Below are 2,293 nucleotides of genomic sequence, written 5' to 3' on the forward strand. Positions count from 1 at the left end.
TAAAAAAAAATATATTTTTCAGATAAATTTAAAATTGATTCCGAATCAATGTGATTGGAAGGATAAAACCCTATTCTCAATAAGATTACACTCGATTTTTCTTCAGTTTTATTATTACAAGAAAAAAAAATGAAAATTAAAGGAAAAAATAATTTTAGAGTTGTTTTCATTGTATTACAGCTAACGGTAAGTGTATATGCCGTATCCCTTTGGGTATGGCATATACACATTGTTAGCAAATCTTATGATTAGAATCCCAGACCTAAATCGGTATTGGGGTATTTTTTCATGCTTCCTAAATGACGTTTCATCATATTGATACAAAAGGGGTGTCCCCATTCAAAATACAAATGTCCTTGAGAGCGTGTTTCTTTAAAGTCTGTGGTGAGATTGTAAGTAAATGGTGATAGACCTGCTTTAATTTCCATAGAGGCATCTAACCAGCGTTCAGTCTGTTCAGTTAGCATTACATTGTAATGAACCTTATAATCGTCCCATCTTAGGGCATTGAATGAGCCCATATTCCAAATAAATTCTACTTGTCTTCTAGAGTGTCCATCTTTTGCTAGTAAAAATGCCGTTTGGTCTATTCCATCATAGTATAGATTATTTGGAAGTTTGTTTTGCAAATTACCACCTAGACGTAGTGCGACCATGTATAAATCGGTTAGATCTATAAGTTCGTTGGATTGTTGACCTGGTTCTATCATTCCTTTCCAATAAGCCAATCCTGGCACTCTAACACCACCTTCCCAAGTGCTTCCTTTTCCTCCTCTAAATGGGGTTACTCCACAGTCAGGAAAGGCATCCATATTGGGGCCATTATCCGAAGTGAAAAATACTAATGTATTTTCTAATTCGCCTGATTCTTCTAGTGCTTTTATTATTTCTCCTACTATATCATCGGTTTCTACCAAAGCATCTCTCACAGGCATAGCAGAAGGGCTTTTTCCTATGTATTCTTCGCTACAATAGGTGTCATTATGAATAGAAGTGAATGAATGTAGTAGAAAGAAAGGTTGCTTTCCTGCGTAGTTTTTAATAAAATCGATAGAGCGTTCTTTTATTTTTTGGTCAACCTGACGCATGTCCGAAAGATTGTTAATAGGAAAACCTACTTTTCTCGGACCGCCTTTTTCGCCTTCAATTAGCCCTTTAGGTCTCATCTGAAATGCGAGGTCGTGTTTTTCTTTGTTGTTAATCATATCGCTGTATCTTCTATCCACCAAATATTGGGTATAATCAGACTGTACAGCTGGTAAGCCAAAAAAGAAATCGAAACCTACTTCATGAGGCAACATATCTTCGCCTTCGCCAATATGCCATTTTCCATATAGTGCAGTTTTGTAACCCGCATTGCTAAGCAATTTGGCTTGTGCTACTTCTACTTTCCATGGGTTGGTTTTGAGTTTGTCCCCACTTAATATAGGGCGCAGAAGTCCACTTCTTTGTGGGATTCTTCCGGTCATGAGTGCCGCTCTGGAAGAGGTACAGGTTGGTGTAGAGTAAAACGATTTGAATTGTTTTCCTTCTAATCCCAATCTATCGATATTGGGTGTCGGTGAACCCAATGCAACTCCACCGCCATTAAGACCGATATCTCCCCAGCCGAGGTCGTCCACTAAAAAAATAAGAATGTTGGGTTTTTTCCCGAATTTTTTTTCTAAATCTGCAAGTTTCTGTTTGGCGATTTTTTCTTGATCGGGTCGGGGTATAGCGGGTTCAAAATTGTCTTTTTCTACTACTGTTTTGTCAAATACGCCTACTTTTTCTTGGGCAAATAATCCACTAGTGATAAGTGAGAATAATAAAATGGTTAAAGTTAAGTGTTTCATAAATTGTTATTGTTTTTGGTTATTTAATAATGTTTGCTAACGATTTTCGGCTTTGCGATGTGCGGCATTGATGAACAGAAGGTTCAACCAAAACTGAGCGAAGCAAAAAGCCATTTTCTTTTGATAAAATTACTAAAAATTTTAAAAGAAAATGGCTTTTTGCGAAATATTATTACAAATCTTCAACAAAAACTTCAACCCGCATATCGCAAAACCGTTGTTGTAGGCAGTATTTTTATTTCGATGAATAGAGTTTAACAGGGTTAAATTCTGTTCAGAGAAGTAAAAATCTAATAAAAAATAATTTTCACATTCAATAAAGTCAAAATTTTAAAATTTTTATAGATTTTAGACCCAAAAAGTAAGATTTTCATGTAATTTTCAGTATTTTTCACCCATTTTTTCTAATTTTTGAGTTACTAATTTTCAGTTTCTAGTAATTTTTCAGTTTTAGAATT

Annotated in this window: 1 protein-coding gene; it reads right to left on the reverse strand. The window is 35.1% G+C overall.

All coding sequences use genetic code 11. The annotated features are described in order from the left end of the window. Positions 1-248 precede the first annotated feature (248 nt). Positions 249-1,835 carry a sulfatase-like hydrolase/transferase gene (locus AC4AGG_RS16100; RefSeq protein ID WP_489773041.1) on the reverse strand — a complete coding sequence of 529 codons (1,587 nt, stop codon included), beginning with the start codon at positions 1,833-1,835 and terminating at the stop codon, positions 249-251. Positions 1,836-2,293: the final 458 nt, after the last annotated feature.

It is taken from the genome of Chryseobacterium sp. CG10_8, from assembly GCF_058117085.1.

What these genes read in the sequence shown, in the direction of transcription:
- AC4AGG_RS16100 (WP_489773041.1), bottom strand. Translation starts at nt 1,835, where the DNA reads ATGAAACACTTAACTTTAACCATTTTATTATTCTCACTTATCACTAGT.